This window comes from Hyphomicrobium nitrativorans NL23, from assembly GCF_000503895.1.
Taxonomy (GTDB): Bacteria; Pseudomonadota; Alphaproteobacteria; order Rhizobiales; family Hyphomicrobiaceae; genus Hyphomicrobium_C; species Hyphomicrobium_C nitrativorans.
This window is the reverse complement of record NC_022997.1, coordinates 301441-326895: the sequence shown is the minus strand read 5'-3', so window position 1 is coordinate 326895 and position 25455 is coordinate 301441. Positions and strand designations below refer to the sequence as shown.

Annotated in this window: 22 protein-coding genes; 15 read left to right on the top strand and 7 right to left on the bottom strand. The window is 61.4% G+C overall.

Features of this window, described 5'->3' with window-relative positions; all coding sequences use genetic code 11:
- Positions 1-10: 10 nt before the first annotated feature.
- The gene (locus W911_RS01460) at positions 11-241 is read right to left on the bottom strand and encodes a GNAT family N-acetyltransferase (protein WP_023785740.1); all 231 of its coding nucleotides are present in this window, start codon (positions 239-241) and stop codon (positions 11-13) included.
- 275 nt (positions 242-516) lie between these two features.
- Between W911_RS01460 and W911_RS01455 the strand changes: the two genes are divergently transcribed.
- From W911_RS01455 to W911_RS01415, 9 genes are all read left to right on the top strand, one after another.
- Positions 517-1257 (top strand): pentapeptide repeat-containing protein, encoded by a 741-nt coding sequence (locus W911_RS01455; RefSeq protein WP_144083476.1) that lies wholly within the window; start codon positions 517-519, stop codon positions 1255-1257.
- 103 nt (positions 1258-1360) lie between these two features.
- Positions 1361-3031: an ATP-binding protein gene (locus tag W911_RS01450; protein WP_144083475.1), complete on the top strand. Its 1671-nt coding sequence runs from the start codon at positions 1361-1363 to the stop codon at positions 3029-3031.
- 5 nt (positions 3032-3036) lie between these two features.
- The gene (locus tag W911_RS01445) at positions 3037-3663 is read left to right on the top strand and encodes a response regulator transcription factor (RefSeq protein ID WP_041316129.1); all 627 of its coding nucleotides are present in this window, start codon (positions 3037-3039) and stop codon (positions 3661-3663) included.
- A gap of 296 nt (positions 3664-3959) precedes the next feature.
- A complete protein-coding gene (locus W911_RS01440) occupies positions 3960-4409 on the top strand; it encodes a RidA family protein (protein WP_041316126.1) in 450 nt (149 codons plus the stop codon).
- Between the two features lie 263 nt (positions 4410-4672).
- Entirely contained in the window at positions 4673-4957 is a 285-nt protein-coding gene (locus W911_RS01435; protein WP_023785735.1) for a XapX domain-containing protein, read from the top strand.
- Between the two features lie 54 nt (positions 4958-5011).
- Entirely contained in the window at positions 5012-5692 is a 681-nt protein-coding gene (locus W911_RS01430; protein ID WP_023785734.1) for a hydrolase, read from the top strand.
- A 65-nt stretch (positions 5693-5757) separates the two neighbouring features.
- A complete protein-coding gene (locus tag W911_RS01425) occupies positions 5758-7713 on the top strand; it encodes an amidohydrolase (RefSeq protein ID WP_023785733.1) in 1956 nt (651 codons plus the stop codon).
- Positions 7714-7781: 68 nt separating this feature from the next.
- A complete protein-coding gene (locus tag W911_RS01420; protein ID WP_158412817.1) occupies positions 7782-8615 on the top strand; it encodes an efflux RND transporter periplasmic adaptor subunit in 834 nt (277 codons plus the stop codon).
- On the top strand, positions 8612-10219 hold the full coding sequence (locus W911_RS01415; protein WP_023785731.1) for an MFS transporter: 1608 nt from the start codon (positions 8612-8614) through the stop codon (positions 10217-10219). Before W911_RS01420 ends, W911_RS01415 begins: the two co-directional genes overlap by 4 nt.
- Positions 10220-10501: 282 nt before the next feature.
- On the opposite strand, the gene W911_RS01410 is transcribed toward W911_RS01415, so the two are convergent.
- Positions 10502-11818: a porin gene (locus tag W911_RS01410; protein WP_051388492.1), complete on the bottom strand. Its 1317-nt coding sequence runs from the start codon at positions 11816-11818 to the stop codon at positions 10502-10504.
- A gap of 995 nt (positions 11819-12813) precedes the next feature.
- Here W911_RS01410 and W911_RS01405 point away from each other — a divergent pair.
- The 4 genes from W911_RS01405 to W911_RS01390 all read left to right on the top strand — a co-directional run bounded on the left by W911_RS01405 (position 12814) and on the right by W911_RS01390 (position 18665).
- A complete protein-coding gene (locus W911_RS01405) occupies positions 12814-13308 on the top strand; it encodes a gluconate 2-dehydrogenase subunit 3 family protein (protein ID WP_144083473.1) in 495 nt (164 codons plus the stop codon).
- 29 nt (positions 13309-13337) lie between these two features.
- Positions 13338-14918 carry a GMC family oxidoreductase gene (locus W911_RS01400; RefSeq protein WP_023785728.1) on the top strand — a complete coding sequence of 527 codons (1581 nt, stop codon included), beginning with the start codon at positions 13338-13340 and terminating at the stop codon, positions 14916-14918.
- A gap of 125 nt (positions 14919-15043) precedes the next feature.
- Entirely contained in the window at positions 15044-16504 is a 1461-nt protein-coding gene (lpdA, locus tag W911_RS01395; RefSeq protein ID WP_023785726.1) for a dihydrolipoyl dehydrogenase, read from the top strand.
- A gap of 211 nt (positions 16505-16715) precedes the next feature.
- Positions 16716-18665 (top strand): sigma-54-dependent Fis family transcriptional regulator, encoded by a 1950-nt coding sequence (locus W911_RS01390; RefSeq protein WP_081717598.1) that lies wholly within the window; start codon positions 16716-16718, stop codon positions 18663-18665.
- 4 nt (positions 18666-18669) lie between these two features.
- On the opposite strand, the gene W911_RS01385 is transcribed toward W911_RS01390, so the two are convergent.
- From W911_RS01385 to W911_RS01365, 5 genes are read right to left on the bottom strand one after another with little or no spacing between them, the layout of a single operon-like run.
- Positions 18670-19407, bottom strand: coding sequence for a lipoate--protein ligase family protein (locus tag W911_RS01385; protein ID WP_023785724.1), 738 nt, complete (start codon positions 19405-19407; stop codon positions 18670-18672).
- A gap of 6 nt (positions 19408-19413) precedes the next feature.
- Entirely contained in the window at positions 19414-20124 is a 711-nt protein-coding gene (locus W911_RS01380) for a 2-oxo acid dehydrogenase subunit E2 (protein WP_023785723.1), read from the bottom strand.
- Positions 20125-20144: 20 nt separating this feature from the next.
- Positions 20145-20378, bottom strand: a complete 234-nt coding sequence (locus W911_RS01375) for a biotin/lipoyl-containing protein (protein WP_023785722.1) — start codon at positions 20376-20378, stop codon at positions 20145-20147.
- The gene (locus tag W911_RS01370) at positions 20363-21415 is read right to left on the bottom strand and encodes an alpha-ketoacid dehydrogenase subunit beta (protein WP_023785721.1); all 1053 of its coding nucleotides are present in this window, start codon (positions 21413-21415) and stop codon (positions 20363-20365) included. The genes W911_RS01375 and W911_RS01370 overlap by 16 nt, the downstream gene beginning before the upstream one ends.
- A 54-nt stretch (positions 21416-21469) precedes the next feature.
- Entirely contained in the window at positions 21470-22426 is a 957-nt protein-coding gene (locus W911_RS01365; protein WP_023785720.1) for a thiamine pyrophosphate-dependent dehydrogenase E1 component subunit alpha, read from the bottom strand.
- A 360-nt stretch (positions 22427-22786) separates the two neighbouring features.
- Here W911_RS01365 and W911_RS18535 point away from each other — a divergent pair, with 360 nt between their 5' ends.
- Together W911_RS18535 and W911_RS18530 are read left to right on the top strand one after the other, a co-directional pair.
- Positions 22787-24016, top strand: a complete 1230-nt coding sequence (locus tag W911_RS18535) for an outer membrane protein assembly factor BamB family protein (RefSeq protein WP_201768820.1) — start codon at positions 22787-22789, stop codon at positions 24014-24016.
- Positions 23983-25050: a c-type cytochrome gene (locus W911_RS18530; RefSeq protein WP_201768819.1), complete on the top strand. Its 1068-nt coding sequence runs from the start codon at positions 23983-23985 to the stop codon at positions 25048-25050. Before W911_RS18535 ends, W911_RS18530 begins: the two co-directional genes overlap by 34 nt.
- Positions 25051-25455: the final 405 nt, after the last annotated feature.

Here is a 25455-nt window from a genome sequence, read left to right as displayed (position 1 = left end):
AGCCGCATGCTCAGGTCGAACCGACAGACTTGATCATCGTCGTTGCGGTCCGAAACCCGAATATAGGCTTCAATGCGCCGATCGACCTGTGGGATCGGGCGTCGAACCCATGCCGCTCATAGAGCGCCCGCGCCCTGGTGTTTTCGTCGATCACGTCGAGGCGAAGATGCTTCAGCCCCTTCGTGGCCGCATGGCGCTCTATCGCATCGAGCAAGGCCGATCCGACGCCAAGGCCGCGCACGCTATTCCAACTATCCTCCTAAGAAATCGGTGCAAGCGGGACGGCTGCGGGCAACGATTGCAGGCATCCTGCAAATCAGATCCCTCGCGTATCAGATTGGCTGATCGCTGCGTCGAAACGTATGCCGACCCCGCAAGAGATCACATATCCGTGTGCTAATGTTCCTTGTCTCACAGAGGGTTCCCACGCGTCGGAAAATCGATCAAACTACGGGGATGAGGCGCGATGACATCTGCATTTTCATGAGCGCGGCAACCTGTTCCCGGTCCAAGTCTATGATCAAGGAGTTTATCCGGCGGGCTTGGATCGCATTTGTGTTGCTTTCCCTCCTATCCATTGCCGCGCCCGCGCCCACAATCGCCGGCGATCTGGATCGTAGGCAGGTCATCGGACAGATTGCTGCGGCGAAACCTGGAGAGGCCCCCGACCTTTCCCGGAGAAACCTTGCCGGCCTCGATCTTTCTGGTATCGACTTCAAGGGTGCCGACTTGTTCGCCGCGAACTTGAGCGGCACGAAGCTCAGCGGCGCAAATCTCGCGCATGTCAACCTCACGCGTGCCGTGCTGACGGATGCGGATCTGTCTAAGGCCGACCTCCGGCACGCCGACATGTTCGCCGTTATGATGAGCAATGCGAACCTTACAGGCGCCGATCTGTCCCGAGCCCGCATCATCGGCGGACTCAATAATGCACGACTTGATGGCGCTAAACTTATTGAGGCCGATCTCGGGTTCGATCCCACAAACGCAAACATGGCACCGCCAAAGGTGGATCTTTCAGGTGCCGTCCTTGACGGCGCGGACCTTACTGGTGCCAATCTCAGGAATGCGTTGTTGGAATATGCCAAGCTGCGGGGCACGCGTCTGGTCAAAACTCGCTTGAACTGGGCGAAGCTTGCAGGCGCCGATCTCAGCGGCGCGGATGTGACGGGAGCGGACCTTTCCAATGCCGACCTCACCAACGCAGCCTTGGCAGGGATCAAGGGGGCCGACAGTGCCAGCGGGTTTGTCCGGTAAGCGCAGCTATTTTGCGCCCACAGCGGGACGTGGCTTCTGCTATCGCTCACAAAGCCCAGCTCCATCATGAGATGAGGTCAGAGTTCTCGCTTCCCGCGCCGGGTTGCGGCTGCTCGAAAGCGGCCATGAATGCCTTCCATGGGACCGCCTCCCTTCACTTAGCGATGCCACTTCGTGGGAGCGTGCAATGCGAGTCATGAGCTCGGAACTCGATGATCGTCTGATCACAAGTTCGCTGCCGACCGATGCGCAGCTCCGGGTCATCTTCGCCGTTGTCGCCCTTCTCGTGGTGGCACTCGTTGTCACTGCGCCCTACGCGCACCAGGCAACAGATGGCACCGAGATTTTCGTGCCTGCTTATGCGGCTGCGATATTCGTCATCGAAGTGACGACCGCGGCAATCCTGCTCGCGACATTCCGTGTTCGCGGCTCGGTGCAGCTCTTCGTTCTCGCCTTGGGATATCTGCTGTCGGGCTTTCTTTCGGTGCCCTGGGCGCTGACGTTTCCCGGCGTGTTTGAGATCGCGTGGTTCGATCAAAATCTCCAGTCCACCGCGTGGATCGCCGCAATTCGGCGCATCGGCTTCGCCTCGGCGCTCGTCGGCTATGCCGTCATCGGTCCAGGTTTGACTGTACGGACTCCAGAGCGCTGGATTTTATCTGGCATCGGTGCGCTGGCCGTCGTGCTTACGACGCTCGTGACGTTCATAATGGGCAACGTGGACTTTCTTCCTCATTTCATGACGGACGCGCGCACCACCACCACAGCGTGGCGCTACATTCCGATGCTGGCGCTTTTCCTCTACATGGTGGCCTTCATGGCGCTGGTCGCAAGAATTCGCTCTACGCTCGATATTTGGATGTGCGTCGTCGTCTTCTCGCTCTGTGTGGAAATCCTGCTGATTTCCTACTTGGGCGGCGCCACACGCCTCAGCGTGGGCTGGTGGTCCGGGCGGTTTTTCGGACTTATGGCGGCGGGAACAATTCTTCTGGTCCTGCTGGCCGAGACAACGGAAAACTATATGCGCCTCGCCAGAGCCGCGGCAAATGAGCGGCGCACGCGTTTCAACCGTTTGGCAGCGATGGAAGCGTTGTCAGCCTCCATTGCGCATGAGATCAACCAACCCCTTTCGAGCATGGTCACGGATGCAAACGCCGGGCAGCGTTGGCTGTCTCGCGACGAACCCGAAATTGAGCACGCTCGCAATGCGCTCAAACGCATTGCCGACGAAGGGTACAGGGCCGACAAGATCGTTGCCGGCATACGGCAGATGTTCCAGACGGGGGCGCAGGATCGAGAGTTTGTCGACTTGAAATGTGTCATCGAGGACGCTGTGGCCCGCAGCCTGCAGGATCGCTCCGCCGCTCGCATCGAGGTCGAAAAGCTTTACCGGGACGAACCCAAAATGGTCATCGGGAACGCTGGGCAGCTTCTCCAGGTCGTTGCCAATCTTCTCGACAACGCGGTCGATGCAATGAAGGATAGCGGCATCCGCTCCCGCAAGATCTCAATCGGTATCGCCCATGGCGACGGGGACGAGGTCGAGGTGTCAATATCCGACACAGGTCCCGGTGTCCGTCCTGAGATCCTGGACCGGGTCTTTTTACCATTCGTCTCAACGAAACCTGAGGGTATGGGAATGGGATTGATGTTCTGCCGATCGGTCGTGGAAGCGCATGGAGGTCGGATTTGGACGACGGAGAACAAACCGGCCGGGGCCGTTTTCCGCTTCACGCTTCCGACGGATACCCTTTCGAGTGACCGGGGTTTGTGAAGGTCATGGCCGCGGACCCAATTGTTTACGTCGTCGATGACGACAAAGCCGTGCGTGCGTCGCTCGAAAGCCTGCTCGAGTCGGCCGGCTATATGGTGCGCGCCTTCGCGTCGGCGGACGAATTCTTGATGCGAGACGAGGCAATCGACGCGCCGAGCTGCCTCATACTCGATGTACGGCTTAAGGGAAAAAGCGGCCTGGAGTTTCAACGCGAACTGATGCGCGCAGGCGTTACGCAGCCGATTATTTTCATCACAGGGCACGGCGACATCCCCATGTCGGTTGCCGCCATGAAAGCTGGCGCGATCGAGTTCTTGACCAAGCCCTTCCGAGACCAGGATCTTCTCGACGCTGTGTGTGCGGGAATCGAGCGCAGCGTCCGCCAGCGCGAGGCGGAGCGAGAGAACGATCAACTGCTCGGCCTCTTTAATACGCTCTCTCCGCGCGAAAGAGAGGTGATGTGGCTGCTGGCATCGGGCCTGATGAACAAGCAGATAGCCAATCGGCTGGGCCTGAGCCATATCACCATAAAGATGCATCGCTCGCAGATCATGCAGAAGATGCAAGCCGAGAACCTCACCGATCTGGTTCGGGCATCTGATCGCATCAAGGACGTAACGTCGAACAACTGATTGTGCGGCGAACGACGCTTCCATCACACACACCTAACTCAGGGTATGGGTCATCCCATCCCCATGCACGATTGCGGCCATCTCGCTCGAATGCCTAGCGTATCGAGCCTGCCTGCAATTGCGGCAAGACAGTCATATCTCCGCTCGCATAGCGTCCGCAATTTAGGCCCCGCACCGGGCGCTCGCATGTTTTGGAGTTCCCCTCTCGAAGCAACGCATACGTGCGCGCGGCTGTGAAGGCAAAGAAGCAGGGAGGCTTGGCAGCCGGCGCAAACGCCCTAACCAGAGGAAGTATCATGACACACAAGAAGCTGGTCGCGAATTTTGGCGTCGCGTGGGAACGCGGCTTCGGCTACGTGCAGGCGGTTCAAGTCAAGGACACGATCTACCTGTCCGGCCAATTAAGTCATGACAGCGAGGGGAATTTCATCGCGCCCGCGGACCTTGATGAGCCGGGTAGACCGGCCGATTACGCGCAGATGGAGCAGCAATTTCGTCAGACATACGTCAATGCCAAAAGGATGCTTTCCGAGTTTGGCGCGACGCTGGATGATGTCGTTGAAGAGGGTATTTTCGTTCTGGATGTGCCTTCGGGCTTCTCAGCCGCCGCCAAAGTCCGCAAGGAAATGTACGGGACAGATGTGCCGCAATGCGCGAGCAGCATCTTTGGCGTGTCTCAATTGGCCCGCCCGGAGCAGCTCGTAGAAATTACGTTTCGTGCGGTCATCGACCAGCCCGCAGGCTGATTGTGTAAACGCCTCACGCCGTGATGCCGAACGCCTGATCTGGCGGCGAACGCCGGTCAATATCCTCTTTCCATCACGTGCCTAGCCCAGGGGATGGGTCATCCCATCCCCATGCACGATTGCGGCCACCTATCTCAAATGCCTAGCGTTGAGCAGCGTCGAGCGCCCTTCCAGGCACGCGCGCGCAGCAAGAGAGCATGCCTGATCAAGACAGATCCGCGCGGCTCCACACGAAACTGTTCCGGGAACCGCGGGGCCATACCATGAAGGTCTACGTCATCTCGTTCGGCGCCGGCGTCCTCATCGGCATCATCTACAGCGCCCTCAGCGTGCGCTCGCCCGCGCCTCCCGTCATCGCGCTGCTGGGTCTGCTTGGCATTCTGATCGGTGAGCAGATGCTGCCGGTTGCCAAGCACATCATTCGCGGCCACGGGCTGGCAGAGTCAATCGGTCGATCCGATTGCGAGAGCCACGTTCTCGGCCCGTTGCCGGCAAACAACGAAGTCTATCGGGGCCATCCCCACAGCGCGGATCATCGCGATTCATAACCTTGCGGGCCGCAAACTATCGCACACGACCATCTATCTGACAGGAGTCTTTCCATGGCGAACTACACTGAAGTTCTAACACCCCAGAACAGCCAGATCATATTCATCGATCAGCAGCCGCAGATGGCGTTCGGTGTTCAATCGATTGACCGCCAGACGCTGAAGAACAACGTCGTCGGATTGGCAAAGGCAGCCAGAGCCTTCGCCATTCCCGCGGTTATCACCACCGTGGAAACGGAGTCTTTTTCGGGTCACACCTATCCGGAGCTTCTTGCCGTGTTTCCCGAAGCGCCCATCCTGGAGCGAACCTCGATGAATTCCTGGGACGACCAAAAGGTGCGCGATGCGCTCGCGAAAGCCGGCCGCAAGAAAGTGGTGGTTTCCGGTCTCTGGACGGAGGTCTGCAATACCACGTTCGCCCTCTCGGCCATGCATGACGCCGGATACGAGATCTACATGGTCGGCGACGCTTCGGGAGGAACCTCGAAAGACGCCCACGACTACGCCATGGATCGCATGGTTCAAGCTGGCGTCGTGCCGATGACGTGGATCCAGGTGCTTCTCGAATGGCAGCGCGACTGGGCGCGGCGCGACACCTACGACGCGGTTACGGACATCGTCAAGGAGCACGGTGGCGCTTACGGGATGGGCGTCGATTACGCCTACACCATGGTTCACAAGGCGCCGGAACGCGTGACGCACGGTCCGCTTCTCGATCCCATCGCAGCCACATAGCGCGCTCGTTTGTTGGAGCAGGCCGGCGATCTCCTTCTGCTGCCGGCAAGAGCACGGAGTTCGCCATGCCGATACGCCGCCGCACGTTCGTTCAGGGTCTCGCATCTGCCGGGGCTCTGGCCACGATCAGATCACCTTCGGCCAGGGGCCAACAGATGACCGATGCACCCGACGTCATACTGCATAACGGACGCATAACGACGCTCGACGCCGCGACGCCTGATGCCGAGGCCGTAGCCGTCAAAGACGGCCTCGTCGAAACAATCGGGACCGACGATACCGTGATGCGTCTCGCCGGTCCAAAGACCAAGATCGTCGATCTCGGTGGCCGCCGCACCATTCCTGGATTGAACGATAGCCACACGCACCTCATCCGGGGTGGCTTGAACTTCAACATGGAGCTGCGTTGGGAGGGCGTGCCGTCGGTTGCCGACGCGCTGCGGAGCCTCAAAGCGCAGGCGGAGCGCACGCCGGCTCCGCAGTGGGTGCGGGTGGTCGGCGGTTGGAGCGAGTTCCAATTCGCGGAACGCCGCATGCCGACGCTGGACGATATCAACAACGCGGCACCCGACACGCCTGTGTTTATCCTCCATCTTTACGGTCGTGCGCTCCTGAACAAAGCGGCCCTCAATGTCCTTGGTTTCGACAAATCGACGCCCAACCCGCCAGGCGGCGTCATCGAGAAGGACGCGAGCGGAAATCCGACGGGCCTCCTCCTCGCCAAGCCGTCAGCGCTCATTCTCTACTCGACGCTAGCGCGCGGACCAACGCTCCCGATCGAGGATCAGATCAACTCTACGCGCCACTACATGCGCGAGATGAACCGCCTCGGCATCACGTCGGTGATCGATGCCGGCGGCGGCGGCCAGAACTACCCCGACGATTACGACGTCATCCAGCGTCTGCACGATGCAGGCGAGTTGACGGTACGCATTGCCTACAATCTCTTCGCGCAAAAGGCGGGCGGAGAGCTCGGTGACTTCGAACGCTGGAGCACGATGGCTAAGCCCGATCAAGGAACCGCCATGCTGCGCATGAGCGGAGCCGGTGAGAACCTCACCTGGTCGGCTGCAGATTTCGAAAACTTCCTCGAACCCCGGCCCGATCTCGCCCCCACGATGGAGGCCGATCTTGAGCCGATCGTGGAACTTTTGGCCGCGAACAAGTGGCCGTTCCGCATTCACGCGACCTACGACGAATCCATCGACCGCTTCCTGACCGTTTTCGAGCGGGTCAATGGGAAGTCGCCGTTCGAGACGCGGTTCATCATCGACCACGCAGAAACGATCAGCGACCGCAACATCGATCGCATCAAGGCCCTTGGCGGCGGCATTGCCATCCAGCATCGGATGGCGTTCCAGGGCGAATACTTCGTCGAACGCTACGGTGCCGACGCCGCTCGTGAAACGCCGCCGATCAACAAGATGCTGGCCGCTGGCCTGCCGGTCGGCGCCGGGACCGATGCAACGCGTGTGTCCTCCTACGATCCTTGGGTCGCCCTGTTCTGGCTCACGACCGGCCAGACGCTCGGCGGCCTGCCTCTCTACGGCGAGGCCAACATTCTCGACCGCACGGCAGCGTTGCGGCTCTGGACCGCCGGCTCCGCCTGGTTCTCGGGCGAGGCAGAAGTGAAGGGTACGCTTTCGCCCGGTAAGTACGCCGACCTCGCAGTGCTGTCCGCTGACTACATGACCGTCCCGCCGCAGGAGATCCGGCGTATCAACGCGGTCTTGACGATGGTGGGCGGAGCGGTGGTCTACGGCGAAGGGGATTACGCCGACCTTTCGCCGCCGATCCCGCCTGCGTCTCCAAGCTGGAGTCCGGTCAACACAGTCCCAAGCCCGGCACAACGCGCGGGTGCGGAAAAGGAAACGCGGCACGCCCGTGCGTGTGCCGATGGATGCCAGTCTCACTGTGGTGTCCACGGTCACGACCACCTGATTGCCTGGAACAATCCCATCCCGGTGTCGGACAAAAACGCGTTCTGGGGCGCTCTCGGATGCTCATGCTTCGCGGTATGACAATGGTCATGAACCTATCCGCCGTAGCCAGGCGTTCTTTGCGTCACCATCGCGTCGGTGTGGCTGCCGTGGCAGCACTCGCCGGAATGATGGGAGCAAGCGCCGCAACGGCTGCGGATCCCCTGAGCCTGACATTCACGGGCGTTGTCGAGCCACGCCAACGGGTGGCGATCGCCAATCAGGTCACCGGCGTGATCAGCAAAGTGCTCGTGGTCGCTGGTCAGCGGGTGGACGAGGGACATCCCCTGTTCGAAATCGATGCTGAGCCGTACGAGATTGACGTCAAGACCGCGAAAGCCGACCTCGACGAAGCGCGTGGACGCCTAAGGCTGGCAGAGGACGTTTCGCTTCGTCAGAGCAGGCTTGCCGAGCGAGGCTCCGGGGCCGAAGCGCGCGCGACACAGGCGAGTATCGAGGTCGACGTGGCACGGGCTGCGGTCGCACGGCAGGAAAGTGCGCTCGCGCGTGCCGAACTCGCGCTCGAACGCACGCGCATTGCCGCACCGATCGCCGGCGTTGTCGGGCGGGTGCGCGTGTCGCCGGGCGCTTTTGTAGAGGCCGAGGGCGGCACCGTGTTGGGCGAGATCGTGGACGTCGATCCGATCCTGGTCGGTTATGCCGTGCCGTACGAAGATCGGCAACGCGCGCTGAAGAAAACCGGAAAGGCTGCCGCCGTCGATTTATTCGAGAACGTATCGCTCACGCTCGTACTCCCATCGGGAGAAAACTACAGCCATCGCGGCCGGCCGTATTTCGAGAGCGCCGAGATCGATCGCGATAGCGGCATGCTCACGACGTGGGCCGAGTTTCCCAATCCCGATGGAATTCTCGTGCCGGGACTGGCCGTGAAGGTCCTGTCGGAAATACATGGCAGCCCGATTGCGGCGGAAGATCAGAAATGACAGACAACCAGCAAACGGCATCCGCTGCGGCTAAGACGGGCGCGTGGTCTCCATTTCGTCATTCCGCCTTTGCGATGCTATGGACCGCGACGCTCTTGTCGAACGTCGGCACATGGATGCATGACGTCGGCGCGGGATGGCTCATGACAGAGCTTTCGCCGTCGCCGTTGGTCGTCGCGGCGGTCCAGGCAGCCACCACACTCCCCATATTCTTGTTCGCACTCCCAGCGGGAGCGTTGGCGGACATCGTAGACCGCAGGCGCCTGCTTATTACGGTCAATCTGATGCTCGGCGCCGTCGCCGCCGTGCTCGCGTTCCTGGTCAGCCAGAACGCAGTGACGCCGACGACCCTCCTGCTCGTGACGTTCGTTATGGGTACGGGCGCTGCCGTGATGGCGCCCGCGTGGCAGGCCGTCGTTCCGCAGCTTGTACCGAAGGAAGAACTCACGTCGGCCGTCGCGCTCAATTCCATGGGCATCAATATCAGCCGCGCCATTGGCCCAGCCCTCGCCGGCTTCCTCATTGTCGCCTATGGAATAGCCACTCCATTCCTTCTGAACGCCATCAGCGTCATCGGCATCGTTGCAGCGCTGCTGTGGTGGCGCGTGCCGGCGTCGCGGGAAAGCAAGGTGCCGCCGGAATCTATCATTCCGGCCATGATTTCAGGTGTACGCTACGCGCTTCACAGCGCTCCCCTGAAGTCGACATTGGTGCGCGCGGCAGCGTTCTTTGTGTTCGGGAGCGCATTCTGGGCGCTGCTGCCCCTCATCGCGCGCCAAGTGCTCGCCGGCGATGCCACGCTTTACGGAATACTGCTCGGCTGCCTTGGGGCCGGTGCCGTCGCCGGCGCTATCCTTCTTCCAAAAATAAAAGGAAGGCTCGGACCAGACGGCACCATCATGTTCGGAACGGTCGGCCTCGCTGCTGTTATTGTGCTGATGGCGCTGGTTCCGAACTGGTATCTCGCGGCTGTGGCCGCAGCGCTGGCGGGCGTTTGCTGGATCTCGGTGCTGTCGACGCTCAACGTCTCAGCGCAGACGGCATTGCCGAACTGGGTGCGGGCGCGTGGCCTGTCGATCTTCCTGATGGTGTTTTACGGCTCGATGACCATCGGCAGCATCATGTGGGGACACCTCGCATCGCACGTCGGCATTCCGAGTGCCCTCCTTGCGGCGGCGGCGGGTGCAATCGTCGCGATGTTGCTGACACGGAACGTCAAACTCAACCAGAGCGAGGAGATGGATCTCGCTCCCGCGATGCACTGGCCCGAGCCGGTCATAACTGGCGACCACGAGGGCGAACGCGGCCCCGTGATGATCCAGGTCCCCTATGAAATCGCCCCGGAGGATCGGGCGCGTTTTCTCGATCTCATGAAAGATCTTGCCGAGGCGCGTCGGCGCAATGGAGCCTTTTCCTGGATGCTCATGGAGGACCTCACCGTCCCAAATCGCTTTATCGAAACCTGGCGGGAAGCATCATGGCTGCATCACTTGCGCCACCACGAGCGCGTAACCGGCGCGGACCGTTTAGTTCAGGAGGAGGTCTGGAAGCTCAATCGGTCGGGCGCGCAGCCTTTGGCAACGCACTGGGGATCAGCGGGATAGACGCATTACGCGTGCATCCGGGCTTTAAAAGAGTGCGAAAGCGCCAGATCTGGTCGATGCGGAGAAGTTGTCTGCGTTCTCGGCAAGGTTGACGTCCTGCTGTTGATCGGGTGAGGCGGTATTCGGCATTCGGCTGTCATGCCGATTATCCTGACCGGGTGGATCGTCACCTGAGAGCCGCGCCGGTTCACAGGCGCAAAAAAGCGCCCCGCACACCGGACCTCTTTTGAAGCACGGTGCGCGAGGCGCTTTCTATGTCATTCGTGCGTCTAACTCGTGCTGTCAGAAGAACACGGCACCGCCCAACGCGTAGATGTGAAGATTCTCCATCGACTCGCTCTGGCCAGCGCCGTTGGAGGAAAAGTCGACATCGGCGCTGTGGTTTTTGTACTTCAACCACACAGCCATCGACGCGGCATCGATCTCCTGCACGACGCCGAAGCCGAACCGGCTGAACTTCGAACCCGTTGCCTCGACTCCACCCGGGTTTGCGAGGCAGGCGTTGTCGATGCGTCCCCCCGTACCGGCAAAGCCGTCGCAGATATCGGTGGTTCCGCTGAACACGGCGCCGCCGAGCAGTCCGCTGAACATGTCCTTGTCGTGCCCGTACTCGCCGTAGAACACGGTCGCACCGAGCGGATTGAGGTTCGCACGAACGCCAGCTTTCAAATACAGCTGATCCGTGTCCTTGAAGCCGTCGGGTGTTTCATGTCCGTAGTGCACGCTGCCGAAGATGCCGGTCGGCGTGTGCAAGAAGGCGAAGTTGGCCTGCCAGAGCTGCGAATCCGTAATCGTGTTGATACGTTCGCTTGAGTTGTCTTGATAGGAGAGGCCCAGCAAGGTCTTGAAGGATCCGAACTCACCACTGTGCCGAAGCGCGACGTCCCAGAAGTCGTCTTCTCCCCAGGATGTCGAAACGACGAAGCCGTTCCAGGTCGGCGTATCGTAACGGACGCTGTTGGTACGGTCGCCGCCGCAATCTGCGAAGATGCCAACGCCGACCGTGTAGCATGTCGCGATGTCACCCCATCGCGCCTTCGCCCGCGTGCCCGTACCCTCCGGCACGAGATTGAAGTTCTGGCCGTCGAAGATCACGAGATTGGCCGCGAAGATGCTGCCAGCCCCCGAGAGATCGACCCAGGTATCGTCCGATGCATGGCTTTGCCGCCCGACAGCGACCCGGCCAAGCTTGTCGCTTTTGATCCACCAGTATGAATTGAGCAGGCCTGGAGGCCCTTCTCCGCCCTTTGCGTTGTTCGCGTCCTGGACGAAGCCGTTGGCTCCGGTGACGTCGAAGCGCAGGCTGTAGCCGGCCGACCACTCGGCATTGATCTGGGCACTGCCGTCGAAATGCAGGCGCGTGCCGAGATCGTTCAAGCTGGTGCCGACATACGCATCCGAACTGATGCCGTCGCTCCAGCCCATGATCTGCTCCGTGACCCAGCCGGAGATCATGAGAGAGACTTTTTTATTGCCCTTTCGCGCGGTGGTCGCCTCCAGCTCCGCAATGCGTTCCTCAAGATCGGCGCAACAGTTGCCCGCGAGATCGGCCGACGCTGCCGTGCCGCTCCCAAGGCACAGGCTGGCCGACGCAAGCATGGCGCACAACGCCAAATTTTTAACTCCCCCGTCCATCGCAGTTTGCCCTTTCCAATTTGTCTTTTTTGATATCCTTGAGATCTCTTCCATTTCCCCGTCGGAGTTTTTCGTCGTCGTCGATGTTCTCGATCCGAACTTTCTCCTCCTGAGGCCGGCAACCAAACGCGGAGCGACTTCCCCCTGGCACTGCCGCAAACATAAAGTCCCCGGTTACATTCCGGTTGACGCGAGAACAGCAAGGGGTGTGCCAATATTCCAACGTTCGTTTCTGGGGACGCTTCACCGACAACTCCCGAGCTTGATGGCGTGTGGACTGGAATAAAAATTATCGCCTGTTTTCCGTCGGTTGCCGGTCGGGCTCAACGCCATCCAGGGTCGGATCGAGCCTGGACGATGTTGCGCGTTAGCAACAGACGGCGATGCTATTTCCGCTTCTTGCGATTATTCCGGCCCCTTCGAAGTTAGGTGGTGGCGCTCTGCCGAGACGCTTCGCGACATCTGTCTCAATCGGGCAGCCGCGGACACCAGCAGCCGCTTTCCAAAAGCGGCGCGCGGAATAGAAGGTATTTTGTATTTTCATATCGGCACGCTACAAAAATTACGGTTTTAGATCTGTTTCGGCGGCGATCGGACAGCCGTAAATTGACGGCACATGCGTGCCCCCGCTCATAAGCGCAACGGGGCGCGACCGACACACGCAACGGCGGCCGCAGCACTTGCGACATCTGTATCAGCGACGCGGCACTTTCGCGGTGACGGCATGCTCCAGCGCGGGCTGCACATCCCGCCAGAGACGCCTCCACATCCGCATTGTGGGAGATTTCGGGGGGACGGCCTGGGGCCAGGGCGCCTTTGGCATGCCTTTTGCGGCCTTTCACGCTGTCGCACCAAGAGCCTCCGCGGATATCGCCGTGAGAGGCCCGCGACATACGGGGAGGACATCCATGCACAACTCAACTTCAGAACACGGAAGACGTGCGTCTTCGGATGCACGAGTGACGCGACGCTTCGTGTTGAGAACGGCCGTTCTGGTCACGGCGGCAATGGCTTTGCCTGCGCTTCCGGCAGGGGCCGTCATCGAGCCGCTGTCGGCCGCGCACAAGACCACGCTGCTGCGCATCGCGCGCGACATCTATCCCCACGAAGGGTTTCTCGACGATGCGCCCTATCAGGCCGTCATCGACGCCATCCTGATCGAATCAGAAAGCAATCCTGCGGTTGCGGATCTGCTTGCGAAAGGGATCGAGGATCTGGAGCGGCGCGCGCACGAGATCCATAAAACCGACTATGCGGCTATTGCATCGGCCGAAAAGCGCGAAGGCCTGCTGCGCTCGATAGAGCTCACCGACTTCTTCCAGAAGCTCAAGGGGGGCCTTCTCATGGGCCTCTATAACAACAAGGCGCTCTACCCGGCGTTCGGTTACGACGGTTCCTCCTGGGAAACCGGCGGCTTCATCGACAAGGGTTTCGAGGCCATCGACTGGTTCTGAACCGCGGCGAGCTTTTCGGGAGATGACTCATGGGCACGACATTCGACCTCAATGAAGACGGCATCGTCGTCATCGTCGGTTCCGGCGCGGGCGGCGGCACAGTCGCGAACGAACTTTCCCAGAAGGGCGTAAAGTGCGTCGTTCTGGAAGCAGGCAACACGCTTAGCCTCGACGACATCGAGAACGACGAATGGGCGATGTTCTCCAAGATCTCGTGGCTCGATAAACGCTTCTCGGCGGGCGGCTGGCACGGGGCGATCAACCATCCGACGCTTCCGGCCTGGATCGTCAAAGGGCTCGGCGGATCGACGGTGCACTGGGCGGGAGTTTCAATCCGCCTCCAGGAGCATGAGTTCAGGATGAAATCTCTGAACGGGGACATCCTCGGCGCCAACGTCATCGACTGGCCTATCACCCTTCGCGAGCTGGAACCCTACTACGACAAGGCCGAACTCAAGATGGGCACGACCGGGCCCGTCACTGGCATGCCGCATCTGCCGTGGAGCGCCGATTTCAAGGTTCTCGCCGAAGGGGCGCGGCGGATCGGATACTCGAAGATCACCGCGGGCCCGATGTCGATCAACTCGGTCGATCGGGACGAGCGCCCGGCTTGCCAGCAAATCGGGTTCTGCATGCAGGGCTGCAAGCTCGGTGCGAAATGGTCCACGCTCTATACGGAGCTGCCGAAAGCTGTAGAGACGGGCAACTGCGAGATCCGCACGAATTGCATGGTGCTTCAGATCGAGCACGACGCGTCCGGCAAGGTCACCGGCGTTGTCTATGCGGATGCCACGGGAGCCAAACAGAGACAGAAGGCAAGAGCCGTCTGCGTCGCCGGAAATTCGATCGAATCGCCGCGGCTCCTTCTGAACTCCGCATCGAACCTGTTCCCGGACGGCCTTGCCAACTCGTCGGGACAGGTCGGCAGAAATTACATGACGCACATGACGGCGGGAGTTTACGCGGTCATGCCTGGGGAAGTGCACATGAACCGCGGCACCGCGGTCGCGGGCATCGTGCGTGACGAAGCGCACAACGACACCAAGCGCGGCTTCGTCGCTGGCTACACCATCGAGAAGCTCGCGCTCGGATTGGGCTTCCTGTCGGCCTTTCTCGTGCCAGGCCCAACGGGCTGGGGGCGCAAGGTGTCCGGCGCGCTGGAAAAATACAAGTACATGTCGGGCGTGTGGATCTGCGGAGAGGATCTCCCTCAGGAGCAGAACCGCATCGAGTTGCATCCGACGGAAAGGGATCAATACGGATTGCCCGCCCCGATCGTCTACAAGACCGACCATCCGAACGACACCAACATGCGCAACCACAGCTACGGTCAGATGGAGAAAATCTACAACGCCCTGGGATCGACGGAGATTTATAACCTGCCGGCTTACCCGGCGAGCCACAACATGGGCACCAACCGCATGAGTGCGAAGCCGCGCGACGGTGTCGTGAACAAGTGGGGCCAAGCGCACGACATCAAAAACCTGTTCGTCTCCGATGGCAGTCAGTTCGCGAGCAGCGGCTCGCCCAATCCCACGTTGACAATTGTCGCGCTCGCGATCCGGCAGGCGGAGTACATCGCGAGCGAGATGAAGCGCGGGCACATCTAGGTACCCGCAAGCGCCATCCGGAAGCAGCGCGGGCGAGCGCCGAAGATGGCCGCTCCGTTCATCCGCTTTGCGAGGATCCTTCCGATCATCCTTTCCACCTCACGGCTCACCCGACAAAGGACACTATGGATACGCCCATCTACGACGTGATCGTTATCGGATCGGGGCCTGGCGGCTATGTCGCGGCCATCCGCGGCGCGCAGCTCGGTCTCAAATGCGCGGTCGTCGAGCGCAAGCACATCGGAGGCATCTGCCTCAACTGGGGGTGCATTCCGACGAAGGCCCTTTTGCGCAGCGCGGAGGTCTATCACCTCGCATCGCGGGCGAAGGAGTTCGGGCTTACCGTGGAGGGCCTCGGATACGATCCTTCGGCGCTCGTCCAGCGGTCGCGATCGGTTTCTGCGCAGCTCAACGCCGGCGTCGGCTTTCTCCTCAAGAAGAACAAGGTCGATGTGATCTGGGGTGAGGCCGAGATCTCCTGCGCGCCTACGCCCGGCGAGCCGGGAAAGATCCTGGTGCGGGAGTCGACAGCCGCGCATCCGCAAGAGCCCCAGTCTTCCGCTCCGAAAGGGGTTCTCTCGCCCGGCACCTATCACGCCCGGCACATCGTCGTGGCGACGGGCGCACGCGCGCGCGTTCTGCCCGGCCTCGAACCGGACCGCGAACGGGTCTGGAGCTACATCGAGGCAATGTCTCCTCCGGCCTTTCCCAAGTCTCTGATCGTCGTCGGATCGGGCGCCATCGGCATCGAATTTGCCAGCCTCTACAGGACGCTCGGTGCTGACGTCACTGTGATCGAGCTGCTGCCCCAGATTCTCCCGGCGGAAGACGCCGAGATCGCGCTCTTTGCGCGCAAGCAATTCGAGAAAGCGGGCATCAAGATCCTGACGGGTGCGCGGCGGTCGTCGATTTCGAAGGAGGCGGACGGCGTGCGCGCGATGGTGACCATTGGCGACGGCATGGAGGAGCTTGCCGCGGAGCGCCTGATCTCAGCCGTCGGCGTCGTCGGAAACACGGAAGGGCTGGGCCTCGAACGGCTCGGCGTCGCGCTGGAAAACGGCACGATCGCGACCCGCGGGGCAGGGCGAACGAACGTCCACGGCATTTATGCGATCGGAGACGTGGCGGGGCCGCCGATGCTGGCGCACAAGGCGGAGCACGAGGGCGTGGCCTGCGTCGAGGAGATCGCCGGACACGCGGCGCATGCGCTCGACAAACAGCGCATTCCCGCATGCACGTACAGCCATCCGCAGATTGCCAGCGTGGGTCTGACGGAAGCTGAGGCTCGGACCAACGGTACCGAGGTTCTCGTCGGCCGCTTCCCCTATATCGGCAACGGCAAGGCGATCGCGGCGGGGGAAACCAACGGCATCGTGAAAACGATCTTCGACGCCGGAACGGGGCGGCTCATCGGCGCCCACATGTGCGGGGCCGAGGTAACGGAGCTCATCCAAGGCTTCGTCATCGCAATGGAGTGCGGAGCGACGCAAAGCGATCTCGCCCGCACCGTATTTCCCCATCCGACGCTGTCCGAGACGATGCTCGAAAGCAGCCTGGCGGCGACGGGGCGAGCGCTTCACATTTAGCGACTGGGAGGATCCGATGGCCGCAGGATGCCGGAGGTTAGCCCGAATCGAGAGACCGATCCGCTGTCCTCGGGCTAACCTTAACCGCGGTCGCAGCGAAGCGCCTGTTCCCCTCTCCGCGTCATACAACCGACATCCAGCTTGCTACTCATCGGGACTGATGGCAAATTTCGGATCAGGGAAACGCGCATAGAATAAAGAACATCTGGCAATGACCCAGACTCAGAGAAGGCTCGCCCAGCAAGTGCCCGGCGGCGAGCTCATCCAAGCCTCCTGGAATCGTTGCATCCAGGAGTACGGGCTTGAGCCCTGCATGCGCCGCAGCGTCGAACGCGTGACGGACCAGAACATCCGTGAGCTTCGTTCTCAGATGGAAGAGGTGCTCTTCGAATCGGGTTCGATCACCGAGCATCTTCGTCACGTGGCGCGGGATGCGGATTATTGCCTTTTGCTCAGCGATGCGACGGGCATCGTGGTCCAGGGATACGCGGATACCTCGGCAAGCCGCGAGATGGCGGAGGAAGGCCTCGCGACAGGTTCGCGGTGGAGCGAGAGCGCCATCGGCACCAACGGTATCGGCACCTGCATCGTGTCGCGGCGGCCCGTCACCGTTGCCGGACACGCGCATTACAACCACACGCTCAAAGGCTTTACATGCACCGCCGCGCCGATTTTCGCGCCCGATGGAAGCGTCATGGCGGTGCTCGATTTTTCCGGCCGATCGGTCGCCAACAGTTCGGAATGCTCATTCGCACAACACATTGTGCGGCAGGCCGCGCAAAGCATCAGCACCGCCCTGTTCCGGAAATGCCATCAGAACAGCTGCATCGTCGCGCTCTCTCGCGAGCCGGAGGCGATGCCGCTCGCGCTCAATGCGCTCGTCGCGACAGATGAAACCGGGCGGCTGCTCGGCGCGACGCAAGATGCGCTGTCATTCCTCGGCGTCGCGGAGCTTGCGGACCTCGGCGGATTGCACATCCAGGATCTCTGGCGAATTGCACTCGACGAACTCAAGCCGCTCTCGTCGCACAACGTGCGGCTCAGCGGGACGGACGGATCCAATTTCTACGTGACGACATTTCTTCCCAAAAAGAAAACGCGATCGAGCAGCGCGCCGTCGGGGAAGGCCCAGCAGAAAGCGCGTTCGAACTTCAAGAGCGAACCTCTAGAGCTCGATCGCGTCGCCGGAAGCGACCCAAAGATGCGGCGCAACGTCGAGCTTTGCCGAAAGCTTCTCGACCGGGATATTCCGCTGCTTCTCCTTGGTGAGACGGGCGTCGGCAAGGATACGTTCGCCCGGGCAATCCATCTTGAGAGCAATCGGTCCCAAAAGCCTTATGTCGCGGTCAACTGCGCGGCGATCCCGGACACTCTGCTGGCGAGCGAGTTGTTTGGCTATGCGCCGGGAACCTTTACCGGGGGCCTCAAGGCTGGCCGCGTCGGAAAGATCGCGGCGAGCAACGGCGGCACGCTCTTTCTCGACGAAATCGGCGACATGCCGATCGATCTGCAGGCGCATCTTCTCCGCGTCCTGGAGGAGCGGGAGGTTTCGCCCCTCGGCGCGAGCGCACCGATACCCGTCGACGTCAGGATCATCTCCGCCACGCATCGGGAGCTTCCGCAGCTCGTCGAGGCGGGCCGCTTCCGGCGCGATCTCTACTATCGGATCAAGGGCGCGCAGGTGAACATCTCCCCGCTGCGGGAGAGGTCGGATATTGCCGAGCTCGTTCAGAGAGTGATCGAGGACGAGCAGGGCGCGGAGGGGGCGGAGATCCGCATCGCGCCCGAGGTGCACGATCTCTTCGCCAGTTATCGGTGGCCGGGCAACATCCGCGAGCTGCGCAACGTGATGCGTTGGATCCTCTCGGTGCACAGCGATCCCGTCATCACGCTCGATCATCTTCCCGAGGAGCTTCTCGCCCGTCCGGAGAACCCTCAGCGCGGCCGGGTCCACCTCGCAAGCGACGCCGCCTCCGAGCCTCCGGCCGATGCAACGCTGGAGCACGCGTGCGAACGCATCGAACGAGAAAAGATCATCGACGCTCTCACGGTCACAAAATGGTGCATCACGGCCGCGGCCGCGGATCTCGGCATCAGCCGCGCGACCTTGCACAGAAAGATCCGCAAGTACGAGATCCTCTCGCCGAACCAGAAGGTCTAAGTGTTCAGACGGCCCGCTCGCGGTCCAGAAAATGGGCGAGCCGTGCCGCGAGAGGCGCTGCGGCAAGGTCCGGGCCGCAAAGGCCTGCCGTCGAGACGTGCTGTGCGGCATCTACTTTTCGATCCGTGCCGCAGAGCGCATAGAAGCGGTTCGTCGCCTCGATGCCGGCGGCGATGTCCACATCGGCCAGGATCGCGGCATGCGCCAGCACGGCCACTCCATTCCTGCCGTCCGGAAGCCGCGTCATGCGCCACCTTTGCGCCGTCCCGGCGAGCTTCCTGCCGCCGATCACGATGTTGAACTCTCCATCGCAAAAGGCCCCCTGCACGCTCGACAGGTAAGCATCGAACCCCAGCGATGAAAAGAACGCCAGCAGCGGTGCGCAGAAACGCTCGTAGGTGGCGCGGATGCTTATCTCGGTCGTTCGCTCGACGAGAAAAGCCGACGACACGTTGACCACGCCCGGCCACTGCGGGGTGATGTCGCCTCCCGTATCGCGGATGTAGACCGGCCATCCGCACCGCAACATCTCATGCGCCGCGTTCTGGAAGCCCTTCGCCCTCGTCGTGAGAGACGGCGCGATCAGCGCCTGTTGGGTTCTCCAAACCGACCAATCGCAACCGGCTCCGCGCTGCACGGCGCTATCGAGCAGCGCTCTTTCGAGCTTTTGTGCGTGCTTGAAGGGTAGCGGCGGCCGCAGTTCCACCGAGTTCCGCGGCTCCGCCGTCTCGTGTCCATGCATCACGGGCTAGTCGACCTGGAACTGCTCGATCGCCTCGCACAAGTCCGTCAGAAAGGCTCCGGCAGGGGCGCCGTTAACAGCACGGTGATCGAACGTGAGGGACAGCCCCATGATGGGACGCGCTTCCAGTTGTCCACCGACGATCCACGGACGCAACGACGCCTCGCCCACTCCGAGGATCGCAACTTGCGGCATGTTCAGGATCGGCGTGAAGTAACGGACGCGCGTGAGGCCAATGTTGGAGATGGTGAAGGTTCCCGCGGTCATCTCCTTCACGGACAGCTTGTTCGTACGTGCGCGCTCAACGAGATCGCGCCGCGCCGCGATCCGTTCCGCGAGCGACATGGCGTCGGCCGAGAGGATCGTCGGCGCGACGAGCAAATCTCCCGGCAACGCGATCGCACACGAGACATTGATCGAGGACTTGATCCGGACCTGGTTCTCCTCAAGCGTCGCGTTGAGCGCCGGGTGCTTGCGCAGCGTGGCGATGACCGCGTCGATCAGGAGATCCTCAAGCGACGCCTTTATGCCGCGCTCCGAAAGCCGAGCCTTCGCCACAATGAGCGCGCTCTGGTCGCAATCCGCGATGTGGGTAAGCTGCGCGGACGACGCGAGGCTTTCTTTCATCTTCGACGCAATCATGCCCCTCATGCCGGCAAGGGGCAGGATGCGGTCTTCGGATGCGCCATGGGCTGGTGTCGATGGCTCGGCGTTCACCTGCGTGGTCTCCTCAACTCTCACGATATTGTCGCGATGGTGCTGCCCTTGGCGGCAACCCCTTCCACGGGCAATCCGATCTTGATCGCGCCCGACGCCGGAGCTTTGATCTCGTATTGCACCTTCTCGACCATGATCTCGGCGATCAGCTGGCCTTCCGAAACCACGGCGCCGTCCGAGACGAGCCAGCTCGTGATGGCCGCCTCCGTGTCTTCCTCCCAAAGATCGGTCGGAATCGTTACATCCACCGCCATCCGCGACGTCCTTTCATTTTTTCATATGCTTCGATGATCTTTTCCGGGCTCGGCAGGGCGAACTGTTCCATCGGCCTGCTGAACGGAATGGGAATGTCGGGATAGGCGACGCGCTGCGGCGAGGCCTTGAGAACGGAGAGGTCCCGCTCTGCGATGCTCGCGATGATCTCGCCGGTCATGCCGTAGCTGTGATAATCCTCGTCGACGACGATCAGTCGTCCGGTCTTCGAAACCGACGCGAAGACCGTGTCGCGGTCGAGCGGCACGAGCGTGCGCAAATCCACGACCTCTGCGCTCACGCCTTTCGCTGCGAGCAGATCCGCCGCCTTCAAGGCGTTGTGCACGCCCATCGCGACGCTCACGATCGTGACGTCCTTGCCCTCGCGCACGATCGCCGCTTGGCCGAACGGTATCGTGTAGCTCTCCTCGGGAACATGGACCGTCGCGGCAGGCTCCGTGCCGAGCCAACCCATGCCCTGCAGTCCCTTGTGGTACATGTAAATGACCGGATTATCGTCGCGGATCGACGCGGTCATGAGACCCTTCGCGTCGTAGGCGTTGCTCGGCGCGACAACCTTCATGCCAGGCAGATGCGCGAACGTGCCGTAGAGACATTGCGAATGCTGGCCGCCGTCGGAATAGCCGCCGCCCGTCGATGTCATCAGCACCACCGGGACCTTGACCGTTCCACCCGAAAAGTAGGCGTTCTTGGCCATCGAGTTATAGATCGCGTCGAAACAAACGCCGAAGAAGTCGACGAACATCAGCTCGACGATGGGACGCATCCCGTCGGAAGCCGCGCCCGTGGCCGCACCCATGAAGGCAGTTTCAGAGATCGGAGTGTCGCGGACACGCTCGCCACCGAACTCATCGAACAATCCGCGCGTGTTCCCGAACACGCCGCCGAGTGTGCCGACATCCTCTCCCATGACGAAAACGCTGGGATCGATGCGCATCTCTTGCGCGATCGCTTCAGCCATGGCGCGCGCAATCGTCAATCGACGCTCGTTCGCCGCAGCAACAGCCCCGGAAGACATGAGGCATTCTCCTGTTTCTTGAATTTATCTTTAGAAAATTCCGCAAGGCGGTGGCTAGACGAACACCTTGTCCAGGGCCTCGTCAGGTTCCGGATATGCGCTCTCGCGCGCAAACCCGATCGCGTCATCCACCTTGCTGCGGGCACGGTCCGAGATCGCGGCCAGATCCGCGTCCGAAAGAGCGTCCTCGCTTTGAAGCCGCCTGGCGAAGGCCGGGATAGGATCTCTGGCACGCAGCGCCTCAAGCTCGCCCTTGGGGCGATAGGCTTCCGCGTCTCCCATGAAGTGTCCGGCAAGCCGATCCGTCTCGATGTCGATCAGGCTCGGTCCGCCCCCGCTGCGTGCGAGCGCGATGGCCTCGCCCGCAGCCGCAAAGATGGCGATGGGATCGTTTCCGGTGACGTGGTGTCCCGGCATTCCGTAAGCGGACGCGCGCAACGCGTTGTTGGGGATCGCCGTCGAGGCCGACTTGGCAACGGATATGCCCCACGCGTTGTCCTCGATCACAAAGATCACCGGAAGCTTCCACAGCGCTGCAAGATTGAGCGTCTCGTGGAATGCGCCTTGATTGGCGGCGCCTTCGCCGATGTACGAGACGGCAACGCCGTCGCGGCCCTGCATTTTGCGAGACAGCGCGGCGCCGACGGCCGGTCCCATCCCCTGTGCGATGATGCCCGAGCAGCTGAAATTGACGTCGGGATCGAAGATGTGCATGTGGCCGCCGCGGCCGCCGCTCAGTCCCGTCTTCTTCCCGAAGATCTCCGCGGCCATCCGCGCCAAGTCAACGCCCTTGGCGATGGCCGCGTGATGAGGCCGGTGCGTCGACGTTACGATGTCCGAAGATGTGAGATGCGCACACACGCCCACGGCGCAGGGCTCTTGGCCGTTGGAGAGGTGCATTTCTCCAGGAATCGGCCCTTTGGCCATGTTGAAGACCGGCTTCTTGCCCTCAAGATAAATCGCTTCGATCGCCTCTTCGAAGAAGCGGCTCACGAGCATTGTCTCGTACATCCATAGTTTCTGCTCACGTGTCGGAAGCAACGGTCATCTCCCCAGAATAATTTTTTTATGCCGCGTGACTGGCGCGCCGGTGACCACACCGCCATTGCGTATCGAGATACGCAGCCTTCGTGCCAAACGGGGAGGTGCGGCTTAGCGCCATGACAAACTGAGATTTTCTTCGTTCCTGTATCGCGCACGCCTCAATGGGCGTCTCGTGCGTGCGACAGGCGTCGCAGGACTGTTTGTCTGCAAGACGCGAGATGCGTCACGCGGAGCGTCGCCCGCGCTTCTGCGAAAACAGGAGAGGCGCTAGGATCGAGCACCCCAAGGGCGTCAATTCCTGAAGCAACTGGATCATCGCGGCGACAAATGTGCCGATCGCGTCCGCGAAAATACGAAACCATTACAGCCGCGCACCCCTGGCACGAGGCTTGCCATATAAAGGGCGCCAATAGCGAAGCCGTCGGGACGTTATCCGGCGCGCTACGAAAAAATAAGGCGGAGGCGACAAGGATGAATGCAAATCGACTGAGGCGCAATGTCGGGGCAGCAATGGTGCTCGTCGCGGCAGGCGTGTTAATTGGATCTTCGAACGGGGCTTGGGCCGAGACCATCGTTGACGATGCGGCGCTCACCGATCCGAACCAAACCGACAACTGGCTGGCCTATGGACGGGACCACAGCGAGCAGCGGTTCAGCCCGCTGACCCAGATCACAGCCGACAATGTCGGCAAGCTTGGTCTCACCTGGTCGCTGCCCTTGCCGGAAGATGGCGCGCTTGTCGCCACCCCGCTCGTCGTCGACGGCATCATGTATTTCACCGGCAGCTACAGCAAGACGCGCGCCGTCGATACCAAAACGGGGAAGCTGATCTGGGAATATGATCCCGAAACCCTGAAGCATGCCGGCGATCGCGCGCGCATGATGTGGAGCTGGAGCCGCGGCGCAACCTTCTACAAGGGCAAAGTGATCATCGCCACCGCGGACGGACGTCTCATCGCGCTCGATTCCAAGACAGGCTTGCCGATCTGGACGACGCAGACCTTCGATCCGAGCATACCGCTTCACATCACCGGCGCGCCGAAGGCGTTTCGCGATCTCGTGCTCATCGGCAACGGCGGTTCCGAGCAAGGCGGTGGCCGCGGCTTCATCACCGCCTACCACGTCGAAACCGGAAAGGAAGCCTGGAAGTTCTACATCGTTCCCGGCAACCCCGCTGACGGCTTCGAGGACGAAGCACAGAAAATGGCGGCGGAGACCTGGACGGGGGAATGGTGGAAACTGGGCGGCGGCGGCCAGACCTGGAACGGCGTCACGTATGACGCCGAGTACGATCAAATTCTCGTCGGGACCGGCAACGGCGGACCCTGGAACCATAAAATCCGTAGCCCCGAGGGCGGCGACAATCTTTTCCTGTCCTCCATCGTCGCCCTCGATGCGACCAGCGGAAAATACAAGTGGCACTACCAGACGACGCCGGGAGACACCTGGGATTACACCTCGACGATGGATATCGTCCTGGTTGATCTGGAGCTCACGGAAGGCGAGGGCAAAAAAAGGTCCTCATGCATGCACCGAAGAATGGGTTCTTCTACATAATCGACCGGAAGGATGGAAAGCTGCTGTCGGCGGAGCCGTTCGCGAAGGTCACGTGGGCGACCGGCATCGACATGGAAACGGGCCGTCCGATCGAGGCGGAGGGCGCACGGTACTTGACCGAGCCGGTCACGATCTGGCCGAGCGTGTTCGGCGCACACTCGTGGCACGCGATGTCCTACAATCCCGGCACGGGGCTCGTCTACATTCCGAAGATGGAACTCGCGACGCATTGGGACGATACAAAAATCGACCTCAACTCCTGGAAAAAACCGTCCTTCCAGATCGACGTCGGTGCTGAAGTCGGCCTTGGCAACGATATTCCGAAGGACGCCGGCGTCAGCTCTCTCATGGCCTGGGATCCGGTGAAGCGGAAGGCGGTCTGGGAGATCCCGCAGCCCAACTACTGGAATGCCGGAACGCTGACCACCGCAGGCAACCTCGTGTTCCAGGGGCGCATCGACGGCAAGTTCGCAGCCTATGACGCCCGCGACGGCAAAGAGCTCTGGTCCGTCAATGTCGGAAGCGGCATCAGCGCCCCTCCGATCACCTACGCCGTAGACGGAACGCAATACGTGTCGCTCCTGGTCGGCTTCGGCGGCGCTGCTGTGGCCTACGGCGGCGGCAGCTCCATGGCCCAGTACGGGTGGGGCTACCGTGGGCAGCTTCGCCAGTTGCTGACTTTTGCAGTCGGTGCCGACAAGCCCATTCCGGAAGTCGGCGAACCCACGTTCGTGCGTGTGCTCAACCCGCCCGAATTCCAGCTGGACGACACGCTCGCCGACCGAGGTGAGCATGTCTACAAAGCGTCCTGCGCGTGGTGTCACGGTGCAGGCGCGGTCTCCGGCGGGTATACGCCGGACCTTCGTGCCTCGGAGGCCTTCCTCGATCTCGATCAGCTCAAGACGATCGTTCAGGACGGTGCTCTTCAGAACAACGGGATGCCCAACTTCAAGAACCTCTCCGATGGGGATTTGGAGGCTTTGCGGCACTTCGTTCGCAAGAAGGCGATGGAGGCCCAGACACCCAGCCATTGAGTACCCGGGGGTTCCAATCCGCTCAATGGCCACTTGAGCAAGCGCTGTAAAGCGCTTGCTCCTTTTTCTCCGACGACGTCGCGCTCTCCCGTGGAGGCGCGCCAATAGTCGACGAGCCTCGGCCCAAGGGATGGCCCGCAGGCAAAACGTCCGCCTCGCGCAACACATGTGTCGCAATGCCGTGTCGCATAACTGTTGCACCGGAGCCGGGTCTGCTCTCTCACGCCGCGGCGTTCTGCAGAAAAAGCGAAAATTCACGGCTGGCGCGCCGGATGAAAAGCGCCGATCGCACGTGGCACAGCCTTTGCTAACGACATCCGTGAGCCCGCGGCATCACGGTGCGACAGCACTGGCGATCTCGCGAGCTTCTTCGGAGTCCGCAGCAAGCGGACGGGAGAGGGGCCT

Excerpts from the sequence above, each read along its gene's own strand:
- W911_RS18535 (WP_201768820.1), top strand. The coding sequence starts at position 22,787 with ATGTGCCGATCGCGTCCGCGAAAATACGAAACCATTACAGCCGCGCAC.
- lpdA (WP_023785726.1), top strand. The coding sequence starts at position 15,044 with ATGGATACGCCCATCTACGACGTGATCGTTATCGGATCGGGGCCTGGC.
- W911_RS01430 (WP_023785734.1), top strand. The coding sequence starts at position 5,012 with ATGGCGAACTACACTGAAGTTCTAACACCCCAGAACAGCCAGATCATA.
- W911_RS01415 (WP_023785731.1), top strand. The coding sequence starts at position 8,612 with ATGACAGACAACCAGCAAACGGCATCCGCTGCGGCTAAGACGGGCGCG.
- W911_RS01425 (WP_023785733.1), top strand. The coding sequence starts at position 5,758 with ATGCCGATACGCCGCCGCACGTTCGTTCAGGGTCTCGCATCTGCCGGG.
- W911_RS18530 (WP_201768819.1), top strand. The coding sequence starts at position 23,983 with ATGCATGCACCGAAGAATGGGTTCTTCTACATAATCGACCGGAAGGAT.
- W911_RS01400 (WP_023785728.1), top strand. The coding sequence starts at position 13,338 with ATGGGCACGACATTCGACCTCAATGAAGACGGCATCGTCGTCATCGTC.
- W911_RS01390 (WP_081717598.1), top strand. The coding sequence starts at position 16,716 with ATGACCCAGACTCAGAGAAGGCTCGCCCAGCAAGTGCCCGGCGGCGAG.
- W911_RS01370 (WP_023785721.1), bottom strand. The coding sequence starts at position 21,415 with ATGTCTTCCGGGGCTGTTGCTGCGGCGAACGAGCGTCGATTGACGATT.
- W911_RS01440 (WP_041316126.1), top strand. The coding sequence starts at position 3,960 with ATGACACACAAGAAGCTGGTCGCGAATTTTGGCGTCGCGTGGGAACGC.
- W911_RS01445 (WP_041316129.1), top strand. The coding sequence starts at position 3,037 with ATGGCCGCGGACCCAATTGTTTACGTCGTCGATGACGACAAAGCCGTG.
- W911_RS01375 (WP_023785722.1), bottom strand. The coding sequence starts at position 20,378 with ATGGCGGTGGATGTAACGATTCCGACCGATCTTTGGGAGGAAGACACG.
- W911_RS01365 (WP_023785720.1), bottom strand. The coding sequence starts at position 22,426 with ATGTACGAGACAATGCTCGTGAGCCGCTTCTTCGAAGAGGCGATCGAA.
- W911_RS01410 (WP_051388492.1), bottom strand. The coding sequence starts at position 11,818 with ATGCTTGCGTCGGCCAGCCTGTGCCTTGGGAGCGGCACGGCAGCGTCG.
- W911_RS01385 (WP_023785724.1), bottom strand. The coding sequence starts at position 19,407 with ATGCATGGACACGAGACGGCGGAGCCGCGGAACTCGGTGGAACTGCGG.
- W911_RS01435 (WP_023785735.1), top strand. The coding sequence starts at position 4,673 with ATGAAGGTCTACGTCATCTCGTTCGGCGCCGGCGTCCTCATCGGCATC.
- W911_RS01455 (WP_144083476.1), top strand. The coding sequence starts at position 517 with ATGATCAAGGAGTTTATCCGGCGGGCTTGGATCGCATTTGTGTTGCTT.